Genomic DNA, 19,254 nt, shown 5'->3' with positions numbered 1-19,254 from the left:
GATCAAGTGTTGTCTGATCGGCTTCTGACAAGACGAATGGAGTAGCGATTTGGCCCATACTACAAAGCTACTCTATTTTACTTCAACTATTAATTTGGAAGAGCACTAGCCTACTGGTACAGCGAGGTAGGCGACCACCGGCAGGCCATCACCTACTATCAGAAAGCGCTGGCTGAGTACGAGAAAATCAATAGCCGGGAACGAATCGTTCGGACGTTGCAGATGATGAGCAATGACTACGCCCAACTCAACGACCTCAAAATAGCCCGCTCCTATCTAAAAAAAGCCATGACCCTGGCGGAGCAAACGGGCAACACCGATCTGGTCATGCAACTTACCGACGCCCTGGCTACCCTGGCCGCTAAAGGGAACAACCACCAGCAGGCGCTGGCGCTTCAGCAACAAACAACGGATTACTACAAGCGCCGGAATAACTGGGACATGTACTTTGGCTGCCTCTTCAACATGGCCATTACATACAAAAACCTTGGCCACTACCCCCAAGCCGAAGCCATGTTCCGGGAGGTACTTGGCTATGCCGAGCGCAGCCACGATGAGTACATGAAGGGGTACGTTTGTATAAACCTGCCGAACGCCCTGATTGCGCAGGGAAAACTGGATGAAGCCGAAGCCCTGTGTCGCCGGGCGCTGGCCTGGGCCGAGAAGACGGGTACCGAGAAATACTCGGTTCAGGAAGAAGTGTACGGCACCCTGACGCAGATCTACGAAAAGCGGGGCAACTACCAGCAGGCGCTGACCTATACAAAACGCCAGGCTGCCAGCCACGACAGCGTCTTCAACGCCACCAAGAACCGCCAGCTTGCCGAAGTCGAAACGCGCTACCAGATTCAGGAAAAAGAAGCCCGCATCCAGGCCCTGGACGAAACCAACCGGCAGAAAACCCGGCTGATCTGGGCAAGCGCCAGTGGCCTGATCGTGGTCACGCTCCTGCTCGGGACCTTATTCTGGCTCTACCAGAACATTCGCCAGAGCCGGGCCAAAATACAGCAGCAGGCCGAACAACTGACACTGGCTATGCGGGAACTGCATCACCGGGTTAAAAATAACCTGGCCATTGTATCGAGTTTGCTCAAGCTACAATCGAACCGGCTGGAAGACGAAAAAGCGGTACAGGCTGTGCGGGTAGGTCAGCAGCGGGTAGAAGCGATGTCGCTGATTCACCAGCGTCTGTACCGAACCGATCGCGTGGCAACGGTAAACATGCGGGAGTACCTGACCGATCTGGCCAGCAGCCTGATGATGGCCTATGGATTCCAAACGGATGAATTCGACTTGCAGATCGACATTCAGGAGGAAGAACTAGACGTCGATGTGGCCATGCCACTGGGGTTGATTGTAAACGAATTAGTAACGAACGCCTTTAAATATGCCTACGCTACCGTCCAGCGCCCCCGGCTCAGGATCGGGCTGCGAAACGGCAATGGCATCACCCTCGAAGTGCAGGATAACGGACCGGGTATCGAAGCCGCCGACTGGCAGCAGCTGGGTCCGCGATCCTCGTTTGGGAAACGCCTGATTACGTCGCTGAGTGAGCAACTCGACGGCACGCTGGAACTGGTGAAGCAGGACGGCACCCTGTTTCGGCTGCATATTCCGGAAGCACGGCTGCGGATGGCGGCCTGATTATACGTCTCCTCAACCACTTGATCTTTTACCCCAGGGCCGGTATAAGCCCCCTTTTTTCTACTTGTCACCTCATGAATAACCGGGTCAATATTCTTATCGTTGAAGACGAAGCCATTCTGGCCATGGCCCTCAGCGACCAATTGGAAGACGATGGATACTGCGTCGTAGGCGTAGCCAGTAATGGCCGAAAAGCGCTGGACCTGTTCCAGAACAACCATGTCGACCTGATCCTGTGTGATATCACAATTAAAGGTGAGTGGGACGGCATCGAAACCATCAGGCACCTGTTTGCCCTGCGCCAGGCACCCGTCATCTACCTGACCGCCCTCTCAGACCGGGCTACCATCCAGCGAGCCAAAGAAACGCTTCCGGCGGCTTACATCACCAAACCGTTCGATACGGGGCAACTACGGCTGGCGATTGAAATGGCTATCAATAATTTTTCGGTACGGGTACTTACGCCCAAACTACTATCCACCCACTCGGTCGAACTGGCCGAACCGCAGTCGACAGCCGAGAAAAACGGCCGGGATGCCACGCGAACGGGGCCTGTCCTGAAAGTTGAAGATGCCCTGTTTGTCAAGCAGAACTATCAGTTTGTAAAAGTATTGCTGGCCGAAATCCTCTACCTCGAAGCCGATAATATCCATACGACCATCGTTACATCGACCAAAAAATATGCCGTACGGTTATCGCTGAGTCATTTGCTGGAGCGGCTACAGTATGATCGTATGGTACGCATACACCGCTCATTTGTCGTTAATCTGGACCGCATCGATTCATTCAGCGAACATGAAGTGATCATTGGCACTCATTCGATTCCCCTTGGCCGTAATTTCAAGGACGAGTTCATGCAGCACTTTCCGGTTTGCTGAGTCACAAGCTGGCTCTTCTCAGACGTCGACCTCGACGGTGGTACCGTTGTTGGCAAAAACCCGGAACGTACCGCCCAGTTCCTGAGCGCGGGTCTGCATGTTGTTGAGTCCATAGTGGCGTTCTGTTGTCGAGTCGTTGGTCTGGCCATTGACCCAGGTAAACCCACGGCCGTTATCCTGCACGATCAGGTTGATCTGCCCACCAGACCTTACGTTTAATCGTACCGTTACCTTTGTTGCGTCGGCATGTTTGATCACGTTATTCAGGGCTTCCTGCACAATTCGGAACAGGTTCAGCACCTGCCCCGAACTGAGCCGCTGCACCGGCGAACCCGTTGCGACAACTTCTACCTGGAGACCATCGGTTTCGTGAACGTACCGGTTGATGTACTGATTGAGTCGTTCGACAAACTCGCTGACCGTAAAGTTTTCCTGATGAATGGCCCAGATGGTCTCGCGCAGGAGTTTGATGGCTTCCCGGGTGTGGGAAACGATCGTCCGCAACTGACTGGCCCACGGTTTCCCGTTGGTAAGGGGTTGCTTCTCGGCCTGATCGCTGATGTGTGCCAGGTGGGTGACGACAAAAGCCAGGTGTGTTCCCACGTTGTCATGAAGGTCGCGGGCAATGCGGGTCTTTTCAACCAACAGATCGTTTTTCAGGGTCAGCGTTTGCAGTTCGGCCTGGTAGGTACGCTGCTGCTGGTGGGTTTGGTCGTTGATAAGCCGTTCGGTCTGGTCGCGGTCTACTTTGTAGCGGTAAGCCAGTCCAAACGTCAACACCAGCACCTCGAACAGAGCGGCCAATCCGTAGTAAGTAAAATCGGCGACGGGCTCGTAGGTTGGCAGCAGGCCGAAGTTGCCAAATACCTGCCCCAGATTCAGCGCATAGAACGGAGCCACCGCCACCATATACAGCCAGGCCTCCCGAACATGATACCGGCGCACGATACCGATAACGACATAAGCCACGATAACGGGCATCGGCAGCCAGTAGAAAGCCGAAAACAAGCGCATCAGCACGAGTTCGGTGGCCGGGGTAAGTGGCGTAATCCACTCGGCGGTCAGGGCAAGCAGACAGCCTATACCCCATACCAGCACCACTGTTCCGGCCGTATGCCAGCGGTAGGAAGCAGTAGCCCGCAAAGACAGGAATGTCCGAACAAAGGCGAGTTGCGAATAGAACAGAATGAGTGGAAACAGAAAATACATGTTCCGGCCGGGCATCCAGAACTGGGCCGTGAACGCAAACTGATTCATAAACCCATCGTTGATGAAGAAGAAACCGATTAGCCCCAGCAGGCAGAAGATGTACTTCGAGTAAATCCGGTCCAGCGTTGTCAGAAAGAAAAACAGACTCATGAGTGCCACGAACAGCAGCGCGAACAACACCCCGCCCCAGAACAGATAACCCTGCTGGGTAACCGACTCATAGGCTGACTCCTGAATGAGTTCGATCGGGATAATTTGTGCGCCCCGGCGTTTCATCACCCGCAGATAAGCGGTTACCGTTTGCCCGGCGGGAACTACCAGGGGAAACCAGAAATGGCGACTATGCCGAAACCGTTTAGCAACGGGGGTTCGCCAGCCAATCGAGGGGGAGCTGGACAGCAGCTGGTTGCGGGCATCGACCACAAAAAGCTGCAACTCATCGAAACACCAGAAATCGATTTCAGCCAGCCAGCGTTGAGGCTCACTGCCTGTATTTTTCACCTTAAATCGCAGCCAGTGTGGTCGCGCCGAAGTCAGGTCGCTGATCAGGCCGAAGTTAGGCACCGGCGTCGTAACAGGCCGGAACGCCGACTGCATCACCGGGTCACTCACGTCGGCCAGCGTAGCCGTAAGCGACGAATCCCGGAAATAGGCCAGCTTGCCCCGTAATGACAGCCGATCGTCATGGCCCGCTGTCACAACAGTCGACTGAGCCATGACAGCCGTAGCGAACAGGCAACTGCCCAGCACCAGCAACGAACGCAGGATAAGTCTCATCGATGAATAGATGTGTCACCAATGTAGCCGTTAATTCACTCACAAACAAAGAACTAGACGCTGACCGACGGGCCAATTTACCAACCTGCACGATACGCCCGCTTCACAAACTGGTTGGCATAGTCATAGTTGGTGACTTTCATGGTATCGCCATCCCACAGTAGTTTTTTGCGACCGGTAAACTTACCCCCTTCGCGGGCCAGGTAAGACCGGGTGGCCAGGTTGCCCATCAGGACGGTTTCGGTGAGCGGCCCCGCCTGGTCGAACGAGGAGGAGGTGTAGGCACCATACCCCTGTTTGCAGGCTTTCACCCATTGCTGCTGATGGCCGTCTTCCTTACCGTCAACAAGTGGCCTTTGAGGAGCCGGCAGCGGTTTTCCCGCAGCTTTCCCCACGGGCAGGATAGTGGGGTTTTCGCCAAACAGTCCGCCCGTAAGCATCCCTTTAGACCCAATGAAGAGCATGCCCCCATCGATGTCACGGAAGACGTCACTGTATTCGACACCGTCGGGCAGTTGAGGCCGAATACCGCCATCGAACCAGGAAAACTTGATCTCCTTCACGTTTCGGTCGTTGGAAGGAAACGTCAGGTGAATAGCTGACGAAGGCGGGCAAACGTCATCGTAAAAGGCTTCCACGAAAAAGTCGGAGTAGACCGAGCCCACGCTGCACTCGACGGAGGTGGGGTATTTGAGGTTGAGGGCGCGGAATGGCACGTCCATAAAGTGACAGCCCATATCGCCCAGCGCGCCGGTACCGAAGTCCCAATAGCCACGCCAGCGGGTAGGCATATACGCTTCATGATAATCACGTTGAGGGGCCGTACCAAGCCAGAGCGGCCAGTTTACATCGGCCGGAACGGGTTGCGACTCGCCTTTGTCTTTAGGCGACCGAACACCCTGCGGCCATACGGGACGGTTAGTCCAGCAATAGACGGTATGGACAGCGCCAATAAGGCCCTTCTGAATGGCTGCTTCGATAATGCGGGTAGCATCACCCGAGCTACCCTGGTTGCCCATCTGCGTCACCACTTTATACGTACGGGCAGCCTCGGTCAGCATCCGCGCTTCGTAGATATCGTGGGTCAGGGGTTTCTCGACATACACATGTTTGCCAAGCTGCATGGCGGCCATAGCAATAGGGGCATGCATGTGATCGGGTGTGCTGATAATGACCGCGTCGAAGGTCTTCCCGGCTTTATCGAGCAGCTGGCGGTAGTCCTGGAAATAAGGAGCATTGGAAAACTGAGCGCGGTATTTTTTGGCCTGGCGGTCGTCGACATCACAAAGCGCTACCATGTTATCGGACCCTTTATTGTAGGCCTGTCGGATGTTGACATCGGCCTTTCCACCACAGCCTATCGCTGCGATGTTGAGTTTGTCAGAGGGGGCAATGATTCGCTGACCGTTGGCACTGACGCCCCCCAGCACATGACGGGGCACCAGCGTAAAGGAACTCGTAGCAACGGCGGCAGCGGCCAGCGCGCTACCTTTAATAAACAGACGGCGGGAGGATTTGGACGACGACATAGGTGAAGCGTGAAAGGGTGAAGTCTGAAAGAGCAACGATTCGGCGTATCGGAGAGCGAGCCGCTGATAATCAGTAACTCTCAAAGTTATCCGGGCTGATAATTTACCGCATTACCAGCCGATCACCCGCCAACACATACTTTTTTTACCCTCCGATACGCCAGACTTTCACTCTTTCAACATTCACTCATTCATTTACCCCCTACGCCATCACCTGGCCCATTTTCATGGCAATGCCCATATCACCTTTTACTTTAAGCTTACCCGACATGAAAGCCATCATCGGGTTAAGGTCGCCGGTGCCCATCCGGACAAGATCGCCGACACTCACATGCAGATCACAGTCAGCCGGTTTGTCTTCATTGGAAACCACCGCTGGTGACTGCGTGGCATCGATATAAACAACACCCTGATCGGTCACAATCTTGGCCGTGGCATTGAGGCTATCGGCATGGGTAGCTTTGGTCCGAATCTGATCGGTCAGTTCCTGAAGCGTCATAGGTATGAGTTGATTTTTCGTTCTCAGCATTACAAACTCTACCACAATAATAAGGTTTTATTAGGCAGGTCGGCAGCCAACCGGGTTCGGTTGCCCGTCTGCCGCGTACCTTTACGGCTGGAAACGGCATTATACCCGTCCAGCCACGCATATTATGGAACCAACTCCTACCGAACGCCCTACCGACGGACTGCCGGTACGCTCGCAATTTCTTACGCTGCTTTGCGTCCTTACATTCATTGGCAGCGCCCTCAGCCTGTTCGACGCGGTCATATCGCTGGTACAAACCGATGCGGTAGTCGAGACGCCACGCGTTGAGCGGAAGTATACCCCCGAACAGCAGAAAGAAATACCGAAGCAATATTTCGAAGACCGGTCATCGGGCGACGAGAACATCCCCACCGATCCCGATCGTATCCGACTTCTGGCCGGTGCTCAGTTTCCGTATGCCCTGCTTACGCTGGTTGGTGCAGTATTTATGCTGCGGCAACGCCGGATCGGTTTCTGGATTTACGTGGTCGGGGTCGTCACGGGCCTGGTACTACCGGTCATACTGGTTGGGTTTGGGGCGCTCAACACCTCATTCGGTGTCTTTTTCAGTATGCTCTTCGTGGGCCTGTACTGGCTCAATTTAAAGGATATGCACTGACGGGTTCAAGTTACCTGTAGCCCAAGTGCGCCAAAGGCCGCTACCGTCGATGCATAGGTCGTATGGTGCACACAATGCATACCCAGGTGGCGGGCTTCCTGCACAAACATCGCCCGGTCGTCGATGTATACGGCCTGACCCGGCTCAACCTGCGCTACATCCAGGGCCAGGCGGAAAATATCGACGTCGGGTTTGCGCAGGTGCACGTAACAGGACGACACGAAAGCGTCGAAGAACTCGTTCAGGCCGAATTGCCGGATTCGGTACTCGTTAATTTCCCGACCTTCGTTATTCACGGCTATCAGTTTCAGCCCGTGTGCCCGCTTTAACTGGCATACCAGTTCGATCATGTCCGGAAACGGCTGTGACTGCTCCATGATGAACCGGGTAAAGTCCTCTTTTGAAAACGGCCTTTCTTCATAAAAGACCGTCCGCTTCAGGTATTCGTCCAGCGTCAGCTTACCCGACTCATAGGTATCGAAGGTCAGGTGATGTCGTTCGTCGAGCTGTTCGTACGGCAGATCAAACAAGCTGGCCGCCCGACCGCGGGCATGCCGGTCCCATCCATTTGTTAGCAATACCCCACCAATATCCAGGAAAAGCGCTCTGATAGGTTCTGTAGGCATATCGATTACTGTTTTTAGTGATAAGACAGCTAGCCGATAAATGTTCTGACTGCACAACTATTTTTCACCAAAAACAAATCAACTAATATACTAGTTGTAAAACTAAATCATTAGTCATACCTTTCGCTTACCCTAATCAAACCAGGTCTGAACCCATGCCGATCCGCGAATTAACCAAAGCTGAAGAAGAGATAATGCGTGTATTGTGGCAGCTGAAGAAAGGCTTTGTCAAAGACGTACTCGCCGAGCTACCGGGTTCCGACGCCGACAACGCCCCGTTGGCGAAACCAGCCTACAACACAGTCTCGACCATTATCCGAATACTCGAAAAGAAAGGGCTGGTTGGCTACACGGCTTATGGAAAAACGCATGAGTACTACCCGCTGATCACCGAGGAAGAATACCGCCGGTTTCAAACCGAGCAGTTAATGACCAACTATTTCGACAACTCGCTCAAAAAGCTGGTGTCGTTTTTCGTGAGTGAGAAAAACATCAGCCTGTCGGAGGCCGATGAAATCATTAATCTCCTTAACAAAAAGAAAGACCAATGAACGCCCTCGACTATTTCCTGAAAGCCAACCTGTATGGTCTGCTGTTCGCGGGCTGTTACTGGCTGTTTCTGCGCCGACACACGTTTCTCAACCTGAACCGGGCTTATCTGCTGTTATCGACGGTGTTGACGCTATCGTTGCCGCTGATCAGTTTACCCGCTCAAACCATTGACAGCAGCCCGGATTGGGGAATTCCGGTTGGCGTTATCACGCTACCCGCTGCCGGGGTGGTTGCTACGCCTGTCGACGCCGGGCCGACATCGACTGAGCCGGACTGGGAACAGATAGGCATCTGGCTTTACGGGCTGATTACAGCGTTGCTGCTGCTTCGGCTGGCGATTCAGTTGAGCCGGGTAGTTCGACTTATTCGCCGGTCAGACCAGGACATACACGCTGACTACGTCTTGATTCGGCCACGCGACCACACAACGCCCACCTTCTCCTTTTTCCGGTACATTCTGCTGAACCCGGCTGATAGCCAAAACGGGCTGATCCTGCAACACGAACTGGTCCATGTCCGGCAGCACCATAGCGCCGATGTGTTGGGTTTAGCGTTGCTGAAGGTACTCTTCTGGCCGGTTATCGGGCTGATCTTTGTAGATCGGGCTTTGCGGCAGGTACATGAGTTTCTAGCCGACCGGGCCGCATCTGGCAGTAAAACGGATTACGGGACCGACTATGCCCGGCTTTTGGTGGAATACACGTTTGGTGTCCGTCCCGAAACATTAAGCAATAGCTTTTTCAATCCCTCACTTCTTAAACAGCGCATTTTGATGCTGCACCAGCGGGCTACCAATCGCTGGGCCCTGGGCAAGTATATGCTGGTTCTGCCGCTGGTGTTTGTCCTACTGGCCATGACAACGGCCCGGGAGGAAATTGTGGCGGTAGTTACGCAGGCAGGTAGCGAGACGATCACCGTATCGGGACAGGTAGTGGGTGCCGATGGAAGGCCTCTCCCGGGCGCTACCGTTATAGAAAAAGGGACAAAGAGGGGCACCTCAACTGATGTCGAAGGCAAATTCATGCTGAGCAACGTACCTAAAAATGCGACGCTCGTCATCAGCTTTATTGGTTTTGACTCACACGTAGTGAAGGTCAACGGAAAAGCAGTCGTTAATGTAACGATGGCCCGAGCCATTGCGCTCAGGGAGGTTGTTGTTGAAACCGAAGAGTTAACGCCTGGCACTACAAAGCCGACATCGACAACCTCACCAAACCGCAAGGGCGAGGTATTCACAGTAGTTGAGCAAGCACCAGAGTTTCCGGGCGGGATGGATGAGTTAGAAGTGTACCTGACCAAAAATCTACGTTATCCTGCCGATGCCCGAAAGGCTAATGTAAAAGGCCGGGTATTTGTCCAGTTCGTTGTAACAGAGACAGGTACTATCGAGAGTCTCCGTATTCTAAGGGGCATCGGTTTTGGCTGCGATGAAGAAGCGGTACGGGTGGTGAGCCGGATGCCTAACTGGACGCCCGGCAAACAGAACGGCAAACCGGTATCTGTGCAATACAACTTACCAATCTTATTCGATCTGGTAAAAAAAGAAGACAAGCGAACGGGACATACCGAACCCGTTTTTGCACCCACGGGTAGCCCCATCGGCGATTTTGGCCTCACCAATCATCCGCCAATGCCCACTTACCCTTTATCCGATAACCCTACGATACGGGTGCGCGGCAACGGAGCATTTGGCGAACTGGTTGTCGTACCACTTTACATCGTGGACGGGGTAGTTTCTTCCGCTGATACGCTGTCAAGTATAGACCCGAAAACGATCGAGTCGGTCCATGTCATCAAGGATGCTTCGGCAACAGCCCCTTATGGCGATAAGGCAAAGAACGGGGCCGTCATCATAACCACGAAGAAGCTATGAACGCCCTCCCCTACTTCCTTAACGCCAGCCTATACCTATTGCTTTTCTATGGCTGTTACGCGCTGCTCCTGCGCCGGAACACGTTCTTTGGGCTGAACCGGACTTATCTGCTGACATCAATTGGGTTATCGTTGGTATTGCCGCTCGTCGAACTACCGGGCGGAGCAACCGACGCCCTAACCGGCAACACCATCTCCTTACCTGCTTTCACCGTTGGTAGGGGTACCGAATCGGCTCGTGACGAACTCTCCACCGATCAATGGTTCTGGCTCGTCTACGGTCTGGGACTGGTTGGTATGCTCCTTCGGCTAGCGTTGAACGGGTGGGGCGTTCGGCGGCTGATCAGGGGCGGAGTCGCTGAGTCACGTTGTCACTACACCCTCGTGCGGCTCGCCACCGATAACGTCCCCTCGTTCTCCTTTGGCCGGTATCTGGTGCTCAACCGCACCGATGCCCTGACCGAACCCGACGCCCTGATTCGCCACGAAGAAGCCCACATCCAGCAGCGCCACACCCTCGACATTCTGTTCACCGAGTTGGTGCGTGCGGCTTTGTGGTTCAACCCCCTACTGATCCTGTACAAACGCAGCCTGCAGGAAGTACACGAATTTCTGGCCGATGCAGCCGTGGCCCGAACCGCTCCCCGCCCCGATTATGCCCGGCAGTTGGTGGCTTACGCCCTCAACGTCCCATCGGCCATGCTGACAACCCCTTTCGTATCAACATCAACCCTAAAACAACGTATCGTTATGCTCCAGAAACCCGCATCCAATCGCCGGGCGCTCCTCGGTTATGCGCTCGTGCTGCCCCTCGCCGGGCTCCTGACCCTGTGTACCCAGCCCGACCGCGACCTGGCCCAACCTGATCAGTCCGTAACTACCAATCAACCCGCCCGCCAGGCCAGCGTAGAGGGTCCTATTTTCACGGTTGTGGAGGAAAATCCGGAGTTCAAAGGTGGTATGAAAGCGCTAGGTGCCTACATAAGCGCCAACCTGACGTATCCGAAAGCAGCCCAAAAAGTGAATGCTGAGGGCCGGGTGTTCGTTCGCTTCATCGTCACGAAAGACGGCGACGTAACGGATGTAAAGCTGTTGAGAGGCATTGGCTTTGGAACCGGTGAAGAAGCGGTTCGCGTAGTGGCAGGTATGCCCCGCTGGAAACCCGGCAGGCAGAGTGGTCGGGCAGTAAACGTGCAGTATAACTTACCCATCAACTTTCAGCTGGAGGATAACGAAACGCCAGGATCAGGCACCAACAAGACTTCCTTCTTTTCACCCCCAACGAATGATGCCGACATCCAGAAAATGTATAAGCACTTTGTTGTAGACGGAAAAGAAGTGTCGTTCGACGCGTTCCGCAAACACGATAAGGCGGCTATTACCGAAGCCAGTTCGAGCCAGCAGACGATACGCATTCAAACCATGTCACCTCCCCCGCCACCACCGGTTCCTGCCAACGATGCATCGGCCCTATCTGACATCAAGTATTTCACCATCAACGGCAAGGAAGCAACCGAAGCAGCCGTGACGGCGATTCCGCCCAAACAGATCGTCCGCGTCGATGTGAATAAAGAACAGGGAACCGTAACCGTCACGACGAAATAGCCCACAATTTCAATTGTGGGGGATGGCGCAAACCGATCACCACAACATAGCCCACAATTTCAATTGTGGGTTAACGAAAACCGGTCATTACCAAATAGCCCACAATTTCAATTGTGGGACACGCCAAACCCGGTTAACGCCAAATACCCCCCGGTTTCAATCGGGGGATATACAAAAACCGGTTAACGCCAAATGCCCCCGGTTTCAACCGGAGGGCATTTGGCGTTAATCATATATTGGGTTAATTACCGTTTCCCGTTCCGGTCGCATCCCCCGTTTGCGTCCACGTCCCCACAATTAAAATTGTGGGCTAGGGTTTTAATGGTTGGACCATCCCTTCCACGGCAAATTCGTTTTTGTCGAAATAAGGCAGTTTCTGAAAGCCGAACACTTTGTACTGACGCATCTGCCACTGGTTACGCCCGACGGCACCGCTTTCCATAACGACATGGCGTTCGGACGAGTAGAGCGGGTTATCGGTCTGGAGAACAGCCTCGATCCGGCGCGGCTGGCGTGTGGCCGAGTCCAGCTGCACCCGTAATGAGCGAACAGTTAGATTCTCTTCCGATTGCTTCAGTGTATACTGGTATGTTAAAGAATCGGGCCGGGTAATCTGATAGCTGCTGCGCAGCGCCGGTTTGTTGATATCGGCCTGGGCGAACAGTTCCAGTTCCCGGCTCCAGTTGACGTCGCGCGTGTCCTGCCGACTCGTTTTTTCGTTAATCCGCACCTGTTTGTTCACCAGTGGTTTGCGGGCCGTAAGGTCTGCAATCTGGCGCTTAACGTAGCCCGCGATGTCATAATAGACGTTGGGCTGATTATCCTGAGTAGGGCTGGAACAACTGCTGACGATCAGCGTGAAGAAGAGACAACCTGAGTAAACGAAGCGCATAAACCGAAACGATTTGGCCCCGGAGCTGGAGGGCCATTCTGAATCACCAACACGTTTTTTAGGAAATCGGTTTGGGCAATCGAATTCTGAACCAAATTTGCAGTTACAATGCTTTTTAACAGAACAACCTGCGTTTCCAGTTTTTGACACGCAAGCCCTCAAAAAATCTGCAAATATGGAATACGATGTTATCATCATTGGTTCGGGACCGGGCGGCTACACCGGCGCCATTCGCTGCGCCCAGCTCGGACTAAAAACGGCCATTATTGAGAAATACCCAACGCTGGGTGGTACCTGCCTGAACGTCGGCTGCATTCCGTCGAAGGCGTTGCTCGACTCGTCGGAGCATTACTATAATGCAGCCCACACCTTCGCTCAACACGGTATTAAACTGAACGATTTGCAGGTCGACATGCCGCAAATGGTTCTCCGGAAGCAGGAAGTTGTCGATCAGACGACGAAGGGCATTGCGTTTCTGATGAAGAAGAACAAGATCGATACCTACTACGGTATGGGCTCGTTCGTGGATGCGCATACGGTTAAGATCGCCAAAACCGAAGGTGGCGAAGAAACCATCAAGGGTAAAAATATTGTCATAGCCACCGGTTCGAAACCGATGTCGTTTCCATCGATGCCCATCGACAAAAAGCGTATCATCACCTCGACCGAAGCGCTGACACTGGAGCAGGTGCCCAAACACATGATCGTTATTGGCGCGGGCGTTATCGGTGCTGAACTCGGCTCGGTATTCTCGCGGCTGGGCGGTAAAGTATCGTTCATCGAGTTTGCCGATTCGATGATTCCGACGATGGACAAGACGATGGGTAAAGAGCTTCAGAAAGCAATCAAGAAACTCGGTGCCGATTTCTATTTCAAGCATAAAGTCACGAAAGTGGAGAACAAGGGCGACGAGGTCGAAGTAAGTATCGACACGCCCGACGGGAAACAGATCACCTTAACGGGCGACTATTGCCTGGTTTCGGTGGGTCGGCGTCCTTATACCGACGGTCTGAACCTGGAAGCAGCCGGTCTACAGGCCGACAGCCGGGGCAAGATCGAAGTCGACAACAACCTCCGCACGAGCGTTCCCCACATCTACGCCCTGGGCGACGTGATTCGGGGTGCCATGCTGGCTCATAAAGCCGAAGAGGAAGGTACGTTCATTGCCGAAACCATCGTCGGCCAGAAACCCCACATTCACTACCGCCTGATTCCGAACGTCGTCTATACCTGGCCGGAAGTAGCGGCTGTGGGGTATACCGAAGAGGAAGTGAAATCTGAAGGTATCCCGTATAAAATCGGTTCGTTTCCGTTCAAAGCACTGGGCCGGGCCCGTGCGAGTATGGACATCGACGGGTTGGTGAAGGTACTGGCCCATAAAGAAACGGACGAAATTCTGGGCGTTCACATCATTGGACCGCGCGCAGCCGATATGATTGCCGAAGCCGTTGTCGCTATGGAGTTCCGGGCGTCGGCCGAAGACATCAGCCGTATGTCGCACGCCCACCCGACTTATACCGAAGCCTTCAAAGAAGCCTGCCTGGCCGCGACGGATAACCGCGCGATCAACATGTAACGCGGACTTCAGTCCGCACACGATGAATTCACGGACTGAAGTCCGCGGTACGGTCAAAAGCCCGGCTACTGAAAGGTGGCCGGGCTTTGTTGTGTATATTGCTTGCTTAACCAATACAACCTGCTATGAAAAAAACACTTACCCTCTTCCTGGGTCTGCTGACGGGTGTGGCCAGCGCCCAAACTGCCGACTCGGTCATGATTCGAAACATCTACAACGAAGCACTCGGCAACGGCAAGTCCTACGAGTGGCTCCGCCAACTAACCAAGCAGATTGGCCCCCGGCTCAGCGGATCGGCGGGGGCACAGAAAGCCGTCGACTGGTCCAAGCAGGTGATGGAGCAACAAGGCTTCGACCGGGTGTTCTTGCAGGAAGTCATGGTCCCATACTGGGTTCGGGGCAAAAAGGAAGAAGCCTATATCCACATCGGTAGCCAGAAGCGCACTGTACCCATTGCGGCCCTGGGTGGTTCAGTAGCTACGAGTCCAAAAGGCGTTGAAGCAGGCATCATCGAAGTCAAGAACTTCCCCGAACTGCGGGCATTGGGCGCTGAAAAAGTGAAAGGCAAGATCGTCTTTTTCAACCGCCCCATGGACCCCACCAAGATCAATACGTTCGAAGCCTATGGTGGAGCTGTCGATCAGCGGGCCAACGGGGCGACCGAAGCCGCCAAGCTGGGTGCTGTTGGTGCCATTGTTCGCTCAATGACGAACGTTCACGATGACAATCCACATACCGGTGGGCTTCGGTACGGTACCGGTGTGGCGCTGATTCCTTCGGCCGCCATCAGCACGAACGGAGCCGATCTGCTGAGCCAATCACTGAAAGAAAATCCGAATCTGACGTTCTATTTCAAACAGAACTGCGAAACACTGGCCGACGCCAAATCGTATAACGTCGTAGGCGAGATAAAGGGAAGCGAGAAACCCGACGAGATCATTGTTGTAGGCGGTCACCTCGATTCGTGGGATCTGGCCGAAGGCGCTCACGACGACGGCGCGGGCTGTGTGCAGTCCATCGAAGTACTGCGGATCATGAAAACGCTGGGCCTTAAACCCAAGCGGACCATTCGGGCCGTCATGTTCATGAACGAAGAGAACGGGTTACGCGGGGGGGTAAAATATGCCGACCTGGCCAAAGCTAACAATGAGAAGCACATTGCCGCCGTCGAGTCGGACAATGGTGGCTTCACCCCCCGGGGCTTCGGTATTGTGGGTACACCCCAGCAGCGGGAAAAAGTGATGCCCTGGAAACCCCTGCTGGCTCCCTATGGTTTAGCCGAGATCGGCCCTGGCAGCGGTGGCGCTGATATTGGTCCGCTCGCCCAACTGGGAACGGTATTGTTCGGTTTTAAGCCTGACTCACAGCGGTATTTCGACTACCACCATACCCCTGTCGACAATTTTGAGACGATCAGCCAGCGCGAACTGGAAATGGGTGCGGCCTCTATGGCGGCTCTGGTTTATCTGCTCGATCAGCACGGCTTGTAATCCATAACTTTGCCCTTACCAGAAGCCCGGCTACTCCTCAGTGGCCGGGCTTCTTTGTGTATTCCTGTCTATCTCATGCCTCCGCCGAACAACTTATCAAAATAGCATTAACCCAATTATATTTTGTAATTATTAATAATTATAGAACATTACGTATCCATATAAACGCAAAGACTTCTTTTTGTTCGGTATCTTTGACGACTTGCCACAGTATCTGCTAATGTCTTATTACAACCGAACTACCCATGAAACAAAATTTTACTTACGCTAAGCCAGGCTCTGTATGGCCGCGTTACGTATTGCTGGTGGCCATCTGGATACTGGCTATTTCGGCCGGATGGGCACAGACAGCCCGACAGATTACAGGAAAAATCTTGTCAAAAACGGATGGTGCGGGGCTGCCCGGTGCCAACGTACTTGTTAAAGGAACATCGGTTGGTGCCGTGACGGATGCCGAGGGTGGTTTTAGCTTAAGTGCCGCCCCCAACAGCACCCTTACGGTTTCTTTTATTGGCTTCATTTCGCAGGAACTGCCCCTGGGCAACCAAACGCAACTAACGATTACCCTGGTCGAAGATGCGTCGCAACTGGGCGAAGTCGTTGTGACGGCGCTGGGTATTGCGCGGGACAAAAAAGCGCTTGGCTATAACATTCAGGAGTTGAAAGGCGCAGAATTGACACAGGCCCGGCCTACAAACCTGATCAACGCACTGTCGGGTAAAATTGCGGGCGTGCAGGTGACGAACTCCAACGGACAGCCGGGTGCGTCGTCGCGCATTATGATCCGGGGTGCCAACTCCATCGGGTCCAACAACCAGCCGATGTTCGTTGTCGATGGTATCCCCATCATCAACAGCAGCAACAATACCGCCCCGAGCAGTTCGGCTACCAATACCAATAACACAACGGTCGATTACGGTAACGGTGCAGCCGCAATCAACCCCGACGATGTGGAGACGATCACCGTACTGAAAGGGGCCAACGCAGCCGCGCTCTACGGCTCGCGGGCGGCCAACGGCGTTATTCTGATCACGACAAAATCAGGAAAGGGCCAGAAAGGGCTGGGTGTCTCGATCAACTCAAACGTCACCTTCGACCGCCCATTCCGGCTGCCGGAGTATCAAAACGAGTATGGCCAGGGTTCTAAAGGGCTGTTTTCGTATGTCGATGGCAAGGGCGGTGGCGTTGGTGACGGTGTCGATGAAAGCTGGGGTCCCCGGCTCGACGGTCGGCTGTTGCCGCAGTACAACTCGCCTGTCGGTGCCGACGGCGTGCGTACGGCAACGCCCTGGATAGCCCATCCCGATAATGTGAAAGACTTTCATGAAACGGGGGTTACCACGACCAACAACATCGCCATTGCGGGCGGGGGCGACAAAGCCGATTTCCGGTTGTCGTTCACGAACCTTTACCAGAAAGGCATGTACCCCAACACGAACTACAAGCGCAATACGGTCGCCTTCAACGCGGGTTATCAGCTGAGCAAGAACCTGACGGCCCGGGCCTCGATCAACTACATTCGTGACGGTTCCGACAATCGGCAGAACCTGCCGCTTTACTGGACCTGGTTCGGGCGTCAGGTTGACCTGAACGACCTCAAGCAATTTGAACAGCCCGGCACCGATCCCAGCCAGTGGCCCGTTCAGCGCAACTGGAATACCAATTACTGGAACAACCCCTACTACGTGCTGAACCGGCAGACCTACGCCAACGATAAGGATCGCATTATTGGTAACGTACAGTTGATCTATAAGCCGCTGGAGTGGCTGTCGATCATGGGCCGTACCGGTACCGACTACGGCATCGACCGGCGCACCACCAAACGGGCGCGCGGTGTGGGCCTGCCCAACGGGGAATTCTTCGAGGATAACGTCTTCACCCGCGAGTCGAACACCGACTTCCTCGCGACGGCCGACAAAGCATTCGGCGACATCCGGGCTACGATCAACGTGGGGGGTAACCGGCGGTCCGAATATTTCCAGCGCGATTACCTCGGAGCGCCCGAACTGCGCATCCCGAACCTGTATAACATTTCCAACTCGGCCGTTGGCCTGAACGTCTACAATCGGAACACCCAGAAAGTAGTGAACAGCCTCTACGGCTCAGCGGGTTTTTCCTTCCGTGACTACGTGTTCCTCGACCTGACCGCCCGCAACGACTGGTCGAGCACGCTGCCCGTTGGCAACCGGAGCTACTTCTACCCATCGGTATCGGGAAGCGCCGTACTGACCGATATGCTCGGTTTCCAGTCGAATACGCTGCCGTACCTGAAAATACGGGCTGGCTGGGCGCAGGTGGGTAACGACACCGACCCATACGCCATTCAGCAGGTATACCAGGCCGAAAGTCCCTGGGGTACAACGCCAACATTTTCGGAGAACAACCTGATCTATAACAGCGCGCTGAAACCCGAAATTACGCGGGCGATCGAAGCCGGTGTCGAAGCGCGGTTATTTGGCAATCGCCTGAATGCGGAGGTAACCTACTACGATAAATCTACTTCGAACCAGATTCTGCGGGCCAACGTACCCGTTAGTTCGGGTTACGCCACCAGCATCATCAACGCCGGCGAAATCCGTAATTCGGGCTGGGAAGTAGAACTGACCGGCTCGCCGGTGAAGTCGGCGGGTGGGTTCCGGTGGGATGTAACGGTCAACTACGCCCGCAACCGCTCGGAAGTGGTCGACCTGGGCGGTCTGACCAACTACCAGATCAACACAGGTGCGCTGCTCCGTAACGTCATTCTGGAAGCCCGGCCGGGTTCGCCTTATGGCAACTTCTACGGCACCTACTACGCCCGCGATCCGCAGGGCAACTACCTGTTCGACAAGTCGGGCATCTCGGTCGTATCGTCAGATCGAAAAGTAATTGGCAACATCATGCCGAAGTGGACGGGTGGTCTTCAAAACACCATCAGCTACAAAGCCTTTACGCTCAGCACACTGATCGACGTTCGGGTGGGCGGACAGTTGTTTGCGCATTCGATCAACATCGGCCGCTACACGGGTGTGCTGAAAGAAACGCTGGAAGGCCGTGAAACAGGCATTGTGGGCAACGGTACGGTAGAAACCGTTAACGCCGACGGCACGAAGACGTACGCGCCGAACACGACGAACATTTCGGCAGAGACGTATTTCCATACGTTCTACAACCGCAATAACAACGAAGCCTACATGTTCGACGCCGATTATGTAAAATGGCGCGAGGCCCGGTTGTCGTTCACGCTGCCGTCCAAATTACTGGCCCGTGCCAAAATCCGGAGTGTCGTCTTCTCGGTTGTTGGTCGGAACCTGGCGCTGCTTTACTCCAAAGTGCCGCATATCGATCCGGAAACCAGCTTCTACGGCGACGGCAACGTACAGGGTTTCGAGAATGGCAACCTGCCATCGGCCCGCAGCATTGGCTTTAACTTAGGTTTCAACTTCTAAACCAACGCGGTGCTTTGTTTCAAACTGG

Annotated in this window: 14 protein-coding genes and 1 pseudogene; 10 read left to right on the top strand and 5 right to left on the bottom strand. The window is 54.2% G+C overall.

All coding sequences use genetic code 11. The features are described 5' to 3' along the window. Positions 1-114: 114 nt before the first annotated feature. The 3 genes and pseudogenes from FH603_RS28920 to FH603_RS07150 form a co-directional block, all read left to right on the top strand. Positions 115-294 (top strand): annotated as a pseudogene (locus tag FH603_RS28920) (tetratricopeptide repeat protein); the annotation flags it as partial. Then, entirely contained in the window at positions 289-1,644 is a 1,356-nt protein-coding gene (locus FH603_RS07155; RefSeq protein WP_342355211.1) for a sensor histidine kinase, read from the top strand. The pseudogene FH603_RS28920 and the gene FH603_RS07155, both read left to right, overlap by 6 nt. A gap of 74 nt (positions 1,645-1,718) precedes the next feature. Next, positions 1,719-2,522 carry a LytR/AlgR family response regulator transcription factor gene (locus tag FH603_RS07150; RefSeq protein ID WP_186736771.1) on the top strand — a complete coding sequence of 268 codons (804 nt, stop codon included), beginning with the start codon at positions 1,719-1,721 and terminating at the stop codon, positions 2,520-2,522. 18 nt (positions 2,523-2,540) lie between these two features. On the opposite strand, the gene FH603_RS07145 is transcribed toward FH603_RS07150, so the two are convergent. The 3 genes from FH603_RS07145 to FH603_RS07135 all read right to left on the bottom strand — a co-directional run bounded on the left by FH603_RS07145 (position 2,541) and on the right by FH603_RS07135 (position 6,536). Continuing rightward, complete coding sequence (locus tag FH603_RS07145; RefSeq protein WP_235985274.1) at positions 2,541-4,508, bottom strand: sensor histidine kinase; 1,968 nt, start codon at positions 4,506-4,508, stop codon at positions 2,541-2,543. Positions 4,509-4,585: 77 nt separating this feature from the next. Beyond that, positions 4,586-6,037, bottom strand: coding sequence for a Gfo/Idh/MocA family protein (locus FH603_RS07140; protein WP_186736770.1), 1,452 nt, complete (start codon positions 6,035-6,037; stop codon positions 4,586-4,588). A 202-nt stretch (positions 6,038-6,239) separates the two neighbouring features. Further along, complete coding sequence (locus tag FH603_RS07135; RefSeq protein ID WP_186736769.1) at positions 6,240-6,536, bottom strand: SCP2 sterol-binding domain-containing protein; 297 nt, start codon at positions 6,534-6,536, stop codon at positions 6,240-6,242. Positions 6,537-6,690: 154 nt separating this feature from the next. On the opposite strand from FH603_RS07135, the gene FH603_RS07130 reads away from it, so the two are divergent. Further along, positions 6,691-7,185 (top strand): hypothetical protein, encoded by a 495-nt coding sequence (locus FH603_RS07130; RefSeq protein ID WP_186736768.1) that lies wholly within the window; start codon positions 6,691-6,693, stop codon positions 7,183-7,185. Between the two features lie 5 nt (positions 7,186-7,190). On the opposite strand, the gene FH603_RS07125 is transcribed toward FH603_RS07130, so the two are convergent. Beyond that, entirely contained in the window at positions 7,191-7,811 is a 621-nt protein-coding gene (locus tag FH603_RS07125; RefSeq protein WP_186736767.1) for an HAD family hydrolase, read from the bottom strand. A gap of 155 nt (positions 7,812-7,966) precedes the next feature. On the opposite strand from FH603_RS07125, the gene FH603_RS07120 reads away from it, so the two are divergent. From FH603_RS07120 to FH603_RS07110, 3 genes are read left to right on the top strand one after another with little or no spacing between them, the layout of a single operon-like run. After that, complete coding sequence (locus FH603_RS07120; RefSeq protein WP_186736766.1) at positions 7,967-8,362, top strand: BlaI/MecI/CopY family transcriptional regulator; 396 nt, start codon at positions 7,967-7,969, stop codon at positions 8,360-8,362. Next, the gene (locus FH603_RS07115) at positions 8,359-10,236 is read left to right on the top strand and encodes a TonB family protein (protein ID WP_186736765.1); all 1,878 of its coding nucleotides are present in this window, start codon (positions 8,359-8,361) and stop codon (positions 10,234-10,236) included. The genes FH603_RS07120 and FH603_RS07115 overlap by 4 nt, the downstream gene beginning before the upstream one ends. After that, entirely contained in the window at positions 10,233-11,840 is a 1,608-nt protein-coding gene (locus FH603_RS07110; protein ID WP_235985275.1) for a M56 family metallopeptidase, read from the top strand. Before FH603_RS07115 ends, FH603_RS07110 begins: the two co-directional genes overlap by 4 nt. 310 nt (positions 11,841-12,150) lie before the next feature. On the opposite strand, the gene FH603_RS07105 is transcribed toward FH603_RS07110, so the two are convergent. Beyond that, on the bottom strand, positions 12,151-12,732 hold the full coding sequence (locus FH603_RS07105) for a hypothetical protein (RefSeq protein WP_186736764.1): 582 nt from the start codon (positions 12,730-12,732) through the stop codon (positions 12,151-12,153). 175 nt (positions 12,733-12,907) lie between these two features. Here FH603_RS07105 and lpdA point away from each other — a divergent pair, with 175 nt between their 5' ends. The 3 genes from lpdA (at position 12,908) to FH603_RS07090 (ending at position 19,226) form a co-directional block, all read left to right on the top strand. Next, positions 12,908-14,308, top strand: coding sequence for a dihydrolipoyl dehydrogenase (gene lpdA, locus FH603_RS07100; RefSeq protein ID WP_186736763.1), 1,401 nt, complete (start codon positions 12,908-12,910; stop codon positions 14,306-14,308). Between the two features lie 125 nt (positions 14,309-14,433). Further along, positions 14,434-15,798 carry a M28 family peptidase gene (locus FH603_RS07095; protein ID WP_186736762.1) on the top strand — a complete coding sequence of 455 codons (1,365 nt, stop codon included), beginning with the start codon at positions 14,434-14,436 and terminating at the stop codon, positions 15,796-15,798. Between the two features lie 245 nt (positions 15,799-16,043). After that, on the top strand, positions 16,044-19,226 hold the full coding sequence (locus tag FH603_RS07090; protein WP_186736761.1) for a SusC/RagA family TonB-linked outer membrane protein: 3,183 nt from the start codon (positions 16,044-16,046) through the stop codon (positions 19,224-19,226). Positions 19,227-19,254 lie beyond the last annotated feature (28 nt).

It is taken from the genome of Spirosoma utsteinense, assembly GCF_014282275.1.
GTDB classification, from domain to species: Bacteria; Bacteroidota; Bacteroidia; order Cytophagales; family Spirosomataceae; genus Spirosoma; species Spirosoma utsteinense.
This window is presented reverse-complemented; position numbering and strand designations above follow the sequence as displayed.

What these genes read in the sequence shown, in the direction of transcription:
- FH603_RS07155 (WP_342355211.1), top strand. Translation starts at nt 289, where the DNA reads ATGACCCTGGCGGAGCAAACGGGCAACACCGATCTGGTCATGCAACTT.
- FH603_RS07150 (WP_186736771.1), top strand. Translation starts at nt 1,719, where the DNA reads ATGAATAACCGGGTCAATATTCTTATCGTTGAAGACGAAGCCATTCTG.
- FH603_RS07145 (WP_235985274.1), bottom strand. Translation starts at nt 4,508, where the DNA reads ATGAGACTTATCCTGCGTTCGTTGCTGGTGCTGGGCAGTTGCCTGTTC.
- FH603_RS07140 (WP_186736770.1), bottom strand. Translation starts at nt 6,037, where the DNA reads ATGTCGTCGTCCAAATCCTCCCGCCGTCTGTTTATTAAAGGTAGCGCG.
- FH603_RS07135 (WP_186736769.1), bottom strand. Translation starts at nt 6,536, where the DNA reads ATGACGCTTCAGGAACTGACCGATCAGATTCGGACCAAAGCTACCCAT.
- FH603_RS07130 (WP_186736768.1), top strand. Translation starts at nt 6,691, where the DNA reads ATGGAACCAACTCCTACCGAACGCCCTACCGACGGACTGCCGGTACGC.
- FH603_RS07125 (WP_186736767.1), bottom strand. Translation starts at nt 7,811, where the DNA reads ATGCCTACAGAACCTATCAGAGCGCTTTTCCTGGATATTGGTGGGGTA.
- FH603_RS07120 (WP_186736766.1), top strand. Translation starts at nt 7,967, where the DNA reads ATGCCGATCCGCGAATTAACCAAAGCTGAAGAAGAGATAATGCGTGTA.
- FH603_RS07115 (WP_186736765.1), top strand. Translation starts at nt 8,359, where the DNA reads ATGAACGCCCTCGACTATTTCCTGAAAGCCAACCTGTATGGTCTGCTG.
- FH603_RS07110 (WP_235985275.1), top strand. Translation starts at nt 10,233, where the DNA reads ATGAACGCCCTCCCCTACTTCCTTAACGCCAGCCTATACCTATTGCTT.
- FH603_RS07105 (WP_186736764.1), bottom strand. Translation starts at nt 12,732, where the DNA reads ATGCGCTTCGTTTACTCAGGTTGTCTCTTCTTCACGCTGATCGTCAGC.
- lpdA (WP_186736763.1), top strand. Translation starts at nt 12,908, where the DNA reads ATGGAATACGATGTTATCATCATTGGTTCGGGACCGGGCGGCTACACC.
- FH603_RS07095 (WP_186736762.1), top strand. Translation starts at nt 14,434, where the DNA reads ATGAAAAAAACACTTACCCTCTTCCTGGGTCTGCTGACGGGTGTGGCC.
- FH603_RS07090 (WP_186736761.1), top strand. Translation starts at nt 16,044, where the DNA reads ATGAAACAAAATTTTACTTACGCTAAGCCAGGCTCTGTATGGCCGCGT.